The sequence below is a fragment of the Sphingomonas sp. GW821-FHT09E03 genome (assembly GCF_059416225.1).
This window is the reverse complement of sequence record NZ_JBWKOS010000009.1, coordinates 121,927-129,562: the sequence shown is the minus strand read 5'-3', so window position 1 is coordinate 129,562 and position 7,636 is coordinate 121,927. Positions and strand designations below refer to the sequence as shown.

Below are 7,636 nucleotides of genomic sequence, written 5' to 3'. Positions count from 1 at the left end.
GAACCGAGATGCCCGCCGGTGCTGCCTACCGCCGAGATCGTCTCGGCACGCAGCTCGTCGGCCAGTTGGCGGAGCTGCTGCGACTCGAGGCGGCGGAGGTCGGCGGGCGTGTCGATGGTATCGAGCAACGGCGTGTCGGGAACATGGGCCATCGATCCAACCTACGCCTTCGCGGCGCTAGTGTCGATTGTTACGAATTCGCTTCAGCTGCAATTCGCACAGATACCACGAACTTCGATCACCGGGCGCACCGGTGAGAAGCCCGCGGCCTGGGCGGCGTTCCGCACGCCCTTGGTGATGATGTCATTGTCGAGATGCACCGTCTGCCCGCAGCTGTCGCAGACCAGGAAGATGCAGTCGTGGAGGCAATCGGGGTGGGCGTTGACAATATAGGCGTTGGCGCTTTCCACCCGCCGCGCCAGGTTCGCGGCGACGAAAACATCGAGGATGCGGTAGACGCTGTTCGCGGCGACCCGGCGCCCCTCGTGGCGCGACACCGCCTCGGCGATGTCATAGGCGCTCGCCGGCTTATCGAACGCCGCAAGCGCGCCGAACACGCTCGCGCGCATCTGCGTCCATTGCTCGCCGGCGCGCTCCAGCGTCGCCTGTGCCGCGCGGGTGAGATCGTCGCCTTGCGGCTCGTGATGATGATGGTGAGCATGCGCGGCCATGCCGTGAATCTAGGGCGTCGCACCCGTCGCGGCAAGCCGATCAGCCACCGGCCCTGCGTCGTGCCCGCCAGGCCTTGGCCTCGTCATAGGTGGATTCCTCCCACCCCTGGCGTGGTGCGGCCTCGATCGCCGCAAGTCCGACCGCGTACATCCGGTTGCGGCACAGCACCTTGCTCCAGAACACCATCTTGTCCCAGCGCTGGCGATCGCGGGCATGATCGATCATCGCGGTGATCGCCGCGAGATCACCGGCGCCGTAGCGCCGGCGCATCGCCGTCGACATGATCCGAATTCGATGGCCCACGTGGTCCGTTCACCTTTCGGAGACTATGCCGCTAAGGGCTGATCTAGATCGGGCCGGCGATTGAAACCATTCTCGCCGCCGTTAACCAAGCGAGCGCAGCGGTCCGGAACGGCCATCTACGGCTTGGCGCACCCGACGCGCTGGAGTACCTGCGCGGGATGCTTCAGCCCAGCGCCGCCTTCCTGTCACCCGCGCGTCCGCGTGCGATCGCCACCTGGCTGTTCCTGATGGCCGGGCTGATCGTGGCGATGGTGGTGATCGGCGGGATTACCCGCCTCACCGAGTCGGGACTGTCGATCACCGAATGGAAGCCAATCAGCGGGGTCATCCCCCCGCTCAACGATGCGCAATGGCAGGCGGAGTTCGCCAATTACCGCCGCATTCCCGAATATACCGCGTTCAACCAGGGTATGACCCTGGCCGGCTTCAAGGCGATTTTCTTCTGGGAATATCTCCACCGGCTGCTCGGCCGCGTGATCGGGCTTGCCTTCGCGCTGCCGCTGATCTGGTTCGCCGTGCGCAAGCGCATCCCCGTCGGTTATGGCTGGCGACTGTGCGCGCTGCTCGCGCTCGGCGGCCTGCAGGGCGCGATCGGCTGGTGGATGGTCGCGTCGGGCCTGTCGGTGCGCACCGACGTCAGCCACATCCGCCTCGCCGTCCACCTCCTCACCGCGCTGACCATCCTTGCCGGCATGGTGTGGACCGCGCTCGACCTGCTCGCCCTCGCCCGCGATCCGCTGGCAAGGCCCGTCCGGCCCGTCGCGGTCGCGGTGATCGCGCTGGCGCTGCTGGTGGTGCAATTGCTCTACGGCGCCTTCACCGCCGGGCTCGATGCCGGCTACGCCTTTGCGAGCTGGCCGCTGATGGGCGACACGCTGTTCCCGGCGGGCACGCCGATGGTCGACCCGGCGTGGCGCAACGCCATCGACAATCCGGTGGTGGTGCAATTCATCCACCGTTGGTGGGCGATGGTCACCGCCGCCGGCCTTACCTGGCTGGCGGTGCGCGCCACCGCCTGCCGGTCGCGCGCCGGCTTCGCCGTCATCGCGCTGGTGACGCTGCAGATCATCCTTGGCATCGCGACGCTGATGACCGGGGTGAACATCCATGTCGCGGTGGCGCATCAGGCCAATGCCGCGCTGCTGCTGATCGCGACGGTCGCCGCCGCCCATGCGGCGAGCCGGCGCGCGCCCGCTCGCCAGCAGGCCGAATAGCTCAGGGTATCATTTTACCCGTCAGCAAAGCCGCACTTTGCTTGACTTTCGGGGGGCCTTCCATCACTAGCCGCCTCAATCGCGCCGCCTGTCATCGGGCGGCGCGCTGCATTTTGAACGCGAAAGGTCTGCCATGAAGGCGCTGATGAAGACCACCAAGTCGGTAAAGCCGGCTGAGGTGGAGAAGAAGTGGCATATTGTCGATGCCGAGGATCTGGTGGTCGGTCGCGCAGCGTCGATCATCGCAAACGTGCTCCGCGGCAAGCACAAGACGAGCTTCACCCCGCACGTCGATTGCGGTGACAATGTCATCGTCATCAATGCCGACAAGATCCGCTTCACCAGCAACAAGGCTGAGAAGAAGGTCTATTACAAGCACACCGGCTATGCCGGCGGCATCAAGGGCATCACCGCTGCCAAGGTGCTGGAAGGCCGCTTCCCCGAGCGCGTGCTCGAGAAGGCCGTCGAGCGCATGATCCCGCGCGGCCCGCTGGGTCGCGAGCAGATGCGCAACCTGCGCATCTTCAAGGGCACCGAGCATCCGCACGAAGCCCAGAACCCTGAGGTCCTCGATATCGCGGGCATGAACCGCAAGAACAAGGTGGGCGCATAATGACCGACAACCGCCAGTCCCTCGCCGATCTCGCGAACCTGACGAACCAGCCGGCGCCGGCTGCTGCGCCGACCGCCAATGTCGACGCCGCCGACGCCAAGGCCGAGGATTACATGGCCGGCCGCATCGAGGAGCCCGCCGCGCCGACGATGCCGCTGCGCGAGCAGGAGCTCGACAAGCTGGGCCGCGCCTATGCGACCGGTCGCCGCAAGGACGCCGTCGCCCGCGTCTGGCTCAAGCCCGGCTCGGGCAAGATCACGATCAACGGTCGTGACCAGGAAGTCTATTTCGCACGGCCGACGCTGCGTCTCGTCATCAACCAGGTGTTCGGTATCACCGAGCGCGACGGCCAGTATGACGTGATCTGCACCGTCAAGGGCGGCGGGCTCTCGGGCCAGGCCGGCGCGGTCAAGCACGGCATCAGCCAGGCGCTGACCAAGTACGAGCCGATCCTGCGCGCGCCCGTCAAGGCCGCCGGCTTCCTGACCCGCGACAGCCGCACCGTCGAGCGCAAGAAGTACGGTCGCGCCAAGGCACGCCGCAGCTTCCAGTTCTCGAAGCGCTAAGCTCTTCGGTCAGTTCTGCGTATCGAGGGGGCGGTCCGGCAACGGGCCGCCCCTTTCATATGCGCCGCGCTCAGCCGCGCTTCTGGGCCAACGGGTAGAGGTCGCGGAACCGCGCCTGCCGCTCCGCCATCGCCGCCGCGAGCGACGCATCGGGCTCGACCGATGCCGTCACGGCGGGGGCGACCGACAAGCCGGCGACATCGCCATCGCCCGCCGCCACCCGCCCCAGCCGCGCCGCGCCCAGCGCCGGCCCGACCGTGCCGCCCTCGCGCCACACCAGCGGCCGCGCGAGCGTGGCGGCGATGATCCGTCCCCAGCTGGCCGAGCGCGCACCGCCGCCTGCCATCGCCAGCGCGCCGATCTCGACGCCGGCGGAGGTCAGCGCGTCCAGGCCGTCGCGCAACCCCATCGCGACCCCTTCCATTACCGCCTGGGCGATCTCGGGCGGCCCGGTATCGCCGGTCATGCCGGCCAAGGCCGCGGTCGCGCCCGGATCGGCATGCGGCGTCCGCTCGCCCGACAGATAGGGCAGGAACACCGGCACGCCGCGACGGTCCGCCGTGGCGGCGAGATCGAGCAGGCTGCCGACGTCAGCGACGCCGAGCAGCCGGGTCGCCCAGGCGAGCGCCGAGGCGGCGCTGAGCATTACCGACATGCGATGCCAGCGATCCGGCACCGCATGGGCGAACGCGTGCACCGCGCGGTTGGGGGCTGGCCGGAAGCCGTCCGTCACCACGAAGATCACCCCCGAGGTGCCGAGCGACAGGAACGCGTCGCCCGGATCGGTGACGCCGAGGCCGATCGCACCCGCGGCATTGTCGCCGCCACCGCCGGCGACCGGCACCCGTGCCATGCCCCAAGCGGTCGCCACCTCGGCGCGCAACGCGGCGGAGGCGGCGCTGCCCTCGTCCAGCTCCGGCATCATCGCCTCGTCGAGGCCGCACGCCGCCAGCATCGCGCCCGACCAGCGCCGCGCGCCGACATCGAGCCACAAGGTGCCGCTGGCGTCCGACATCTCGGACCAGCACGCGCCGGTCATCAGCAGCCGCAGATAATCCTTGGGCAGCAGCACGCGCCTGGTCGCCGCGAAGACCGCCGGCTCGTGCTCGCGCACCCACAACAGCTTGGGCGCGGTGAATCCGGCCAGTACCGGATTGCCGGTGATCGCAGCGACCCGCGGCTCGATCCGCTCGATCTCGGCGCATTGCGGCTGCGCACGGCCGTCGTTCCACAGGATCGCCGGGCGGAGTACCGCATCGGCGGCATCGAGCAGCACCGCGCCGTGCATCTGCCCCGACAGACCGATGCCGCGCACCTGCCGGCGCAGCGCCGGATCGATCTTCAACACCGCCGCATCGGTCGCGTGCCACCAATCGGCCGGGTCCTGCTCCGACCACATCGGCTGCGGCCGCGACACGGTGAGCGGGGCGCTCGCCTGGGCGATCACCGCGTCGGCGCCATCGGTCACCACCACCTTCACCCCCGACGTGCCGAGATCGATGCCGAGATACATGCAGGCCGCTCCTTTGCAGGCGGGGTGGTTTGGGGCTTGAACCACAACCCGCCATCGGGCGTAAGGGTGCCGACATCTAAGAAAGGCGTTCCTTGGCGACGATCCCTACCCGCGAGCCCACCCTGCTCAACGCCGGCCTGATCGCCTGCATCGCCACCGCCGCGCTCGCCGGGCTGTTGTTCGGCTTCGACACGGCGGTGATCTCCGGTGTCACCGAGGCGCTCACCCGCGAACATGCGCTCACCCCGGCATGGCTCGGGATCACCGTCTCGGCGGCCTTGTGGGGCACGCTCGCGGGCGCGCTGTTCGCCGGCATTCCCGGCGATCGCTACGGCAGCCGCAACACCCTGCGCATCCTCGCTTTGTTCTACGTGGTCGGCGGGATCGGCTGCGCATTCGCGTGGGACTGGGGCTCGCTGGTGTTCTTCCGGGTCATCGCCGGGCTCGCCGTCGGTGGCTCGTCGGTGCTGGCGCCGGTCTACATTTCCGAGATCTCGCCGCCGGCGCGGCGCGGGCAGCTGGTCGCCGCCTTCCAGTTCATGGTCATCTTCGGCATCCTGCTCGCTTATGTCTCCAACGCGATCATCGCCGCGATCGAGCCTGGCGAAATCGCCTGGCGCTGGAAGCTCGGCATCGCCGCGGTACCGGCGCTCGTCTTCCTCGGCCTGCTGTTCCGCATCCCCAATTCGCCGCGCTGGTTGATCATGCGCGGCAACGAGGCCGAGGCGCGCCAGTCGCTCGGCCGGATCGGCATGGACAGCGCGACGGTCGACGCCGAGATCGCCGACATCAACAGCGGGCTCGCCGATCAGCCGTCAGGCAGCGAGCGGCTGTCGTGGCGCCGCCACCGCAAGCCGATCATGCTCGCAATGCTGGTCGCCGGGTTCAACCAGCTCTCCGGGATCAACGCCTTCCTCTATTATCTCAACGACATCTTCGGCCGCTCGTCGAGCGCGCTGTCGCCCGATGTGCAGGCGATCATCATCGGCATCGTCAACGGCGTCTTCACCTTCGTCGGCATGCTGCTGATCGATCGGCTCGGCCGGCGCACATTGCTGATGATCGGCAGCATCGGCATGGCCGCCTGCCTGTTCGTCGGCGGGCTGTCGCTGCTCGGCACCCTGCCGTCCTGGGTGCTGCTGCCGGCGCTGATCGGCTTCATCGCCTTCTTCGCGCCGAGCACCGGCGCGGTGATCTGGGTCTACATCTCCGAAGTGTTCCCCACCCAGGTGCGCTCGCGCGGCAGTGCGATCGGCGCGAGCACCCATTGGGGGCTCAACGCGATCATCGCAGCGGCCTTCCCGCCGATCGCCGCGATTTCGGCGGGTCTGCCCTTCATCTTCTTCGCGGTGATGATGGCGCTCCAGTTCGTCGTGGTCTGGGCCTATTTCCCCGAGACCAAGGGCGTGCCGCTGGAGAAGATGCGCGCGCAGCTCGGCCTCGGCGTCGACTGACAGGCGGGGTGATCAGAGCGTGACGATCCGGGTGGCGAGCCGCTCCGCCTCGCCCGGGTCGTGGGTCACCATCAGGATCGGCAGGCCGATCTCGTCGCGCACCCGCTCGATCGCCGCCATGATCTCGTCGCGGCGTGGCCGATCGAGCGACGACAGCGGCTCGTCGAGCAGCAGGAAGGCGGGATCGCTCAGCAGCGCCCGCCCGATCGCCACCCGCCGCGCTTCACCGCCCGACAGCGTCCGCGGCCAACGATCGAGCAGATGGTCGATGCCCAGCATCGCCGTGGTCGCGTTCGGCAGGGCGAGGTCGGCGGCACCGTAGCGCAGATTGTCGCGCACCCGGCGATGCGGGAACAGCCGCGGGTCCTGGAACACATAGCCGACGCGGCGTTGCTCCACCGGCACGTCGATCCCTGCCTCGCTGTCGAACAGCACCCGTCCCGCGACCACCACCCGTCCCCGATCCGGGCGCAGCAAGCCGGCAACCATGTTGAGCACGCTCGTCTTGCCAACGCCAGAAGGCCCGAACAGCACCGTCAGCCCGGCGCCGGCATCCAGCCGTAGCGCCACCTCGGCATCGCCCAGCCGTTTGCCGATCGCGATCTCAAAGGACATGGATGCCCCGCGCGCTGCGCCGCGCCAGCAGCTCGGAGGCGACCAGCGCCACCAGGCTGAGCGCCACCGAGATCGCCGACAGCCGCCAGACCGTGGCGTCGCCGCCGGGCTGCTGGAGCGCCGAATAGATGGCGAGCGGCAAGGTCTGGGTTTCGCCCGGTACGTTGGAGACAAAAGTGATCGTCGCGCCGAATTCGCCGATCGAGCGCGCGAAGCCCAGCACCACGCCGGCGAGCAACCCCGGCACACTGAGCGGCAGCGTGATCGTCCAGAACACCCGCCATGGCCCCGCCCCCAACGTTCGCGCCGCGCTCTCCAGCCGCCGGTCGACCGCCTCGATCGACAGCCGCATCGCCCGCACCATCAACGGCAGCGCCATCACGCCGGCGGCAATCGCGGCGCCCGTCCAGCGAAACAGCAGCGAGACGCCGAACCAGTGCTCGAGCGGCGCGCCGAGCGGTCCCGACGGCGCGAAGGCGAGCAGCAGCACCCAGCCGGTCACCACCGGGGGCACCACCAACGGCAGGTGGATCACGGCGTCGACCAGCAACCGCCCCGGAAAGCGGACCCGGGCGAGCAACCAGGCGAGCGCAAAGGCGATCGGCAGCGTCACCAGCATCGCCACGCCGCCCACCTTGAGCGACAGAAGCACGATGCCCCATTCCTCGGGCGAGAGCATGCTCGCC

10 protein-coding genes are annotated in these 7,636 nt (G+C 68.8%); 4 read left to right on the top strand and 6 right to left on the bottom strand.

Going from position 1 to position 7,636, the window contains the following annotated elements; all coding sequences use genetic code 11:
* From AC07M8_RS16265 to AC07M8_RS16255, 3 genes are all read right to left on the bottom strand, one after another.
* The coding region (locus AC07M8_RS16265) for a 1-deoxy-D-xylulose-5-phosphate synthase N-terminal domain-containing protein (RefSeq protein WP_495175365.1) at positions 1–152 on the bottom strand (152 nt) is incomplete at its 3' end.
* A 51-nt stretch (positions 153–203) separates the two neighbouring features.
* Positions 204–671 (bottom strand): Fur family transcriptional regulator, encoded by a 468-nt coding sequence (locus AC07M8_RS16260; RefSeq protein ID WP_495175359.1) that lies wholly within the window; start codon positions 669–671, stop codon positions 204–206.
* 40 nt (positions 672–711) lie between these two features.
* The gene (locus AC07M8_RS16255) at positions 712–975 is read right to left on the bottom strand and encodes a hypothetical protein (RefSeq protein ID WP_495175358.1); all 264 of its coding nucleotides are present in this window, start codon (positions 973–975) and stop codon (positions 712–714) included.
* Between the two features lie 158 nt (positions 976–1,133).
* Here AC07M8_RS16255 and AC07M8_RS16250 point away from each other — a divergent pair, with 158 nt between their 5' ends.
* From AC07M8_RS16250 to rpsI, 3 genes are all read left to right on the top strand, one after another.
* Entirely contained in the window at positions 1,134–2,189 is a 1,056-nt protein-coding gene (locus tag AC07M8_RS16250; protein WP_495175357.1) for a COX15/CtaA family protein, read from the top strand.
* A gap of 133 nt (positions 2,190–2,322) precedes the next feature.
* A complete protein-coding gene (gene rplM, locus AC07M8_RS16245; RefSeq protein WP_495175356.1) occupies positions 2,323–2,802 on the top strand; it encodes a 50S ribosomal protein L13 in 480 nt (159 codons plus the stop codon).
* Complete coding sequence (rpsI, locus tag AC07M8_RS16240) at positions 2,802–3,368, top strand: 30S ribosomal protein S9 (protein ID WP_495175355.1); 567 nt, start codon at positions 2,802–2,804, stop codon at positions 3,366–3,368. The genes rplM and rpsI overlap by 1 nt, the downstream gene beginning before the upstream one ends.
* A gap of 70 nt (positions 3,369–3,438) precedes the next feature.
* Here the strand turns inward: rpsI and xylB are convergent, their stop codons facing one another.
* Positions 3,439–4,881, bottom strand: coding sequence for a xylulokinase (gene xylB / locus AC07M8_RS16235; protein ID WP_495175354.1), 1,443 nt, complete (start codon positions 4,879–4,881; stop codon positions 3,439–3,441).
* Positions 4,882–4,973: 92 nt separating this feature from the next.
* Between xylB and AC07M8_RS16230 the strand changes: the two genes are divergently transcribed.
* The gene (locus tag AC07M8_RS16230; RefSeq protein ID WP_495175353.1) at positions 4,974–6,335 is read left to right on the top strand and encodes a sugar porter family MFS transporter; all 1,362 of its coding nucleotides are present in this window, start codon (positions 4,974–4,976) and stop codon (positions 6,333–6,335) included.
* Between the two features lie 12 nt (positions 6,336–6,347).
* On the opposite strand, the gene AC07M8_RS16225 is transcribed toward AC07M8_RS16230, so the two are convergent.
* Positions 6,348–6,950, bottom strand: coding sequence for an ATP-binding cassette domain-containing protein (locus tag AC07M8_RS16225; protein WP_495175352.1), 603 nt, complete (start codon positions 6,948–6,950; stop codon positions 6,348–6,350).
* Entirely contained in the window at positions 6,940–7,629 is a 690-nt protein-coding gene (gene modB, locus AC07M8_RS16220; RefSeq protein WP_495175351.1) for a molybdate ABC transporter permease subunit, read from the bottom strand. Before modB ends, AC07M8_RS16225 begins: the two co-directional genes overlap by 11 nt.
* Between the last annotated feature and the right edge of the window lie 7 nt (positions 7,630–7,636).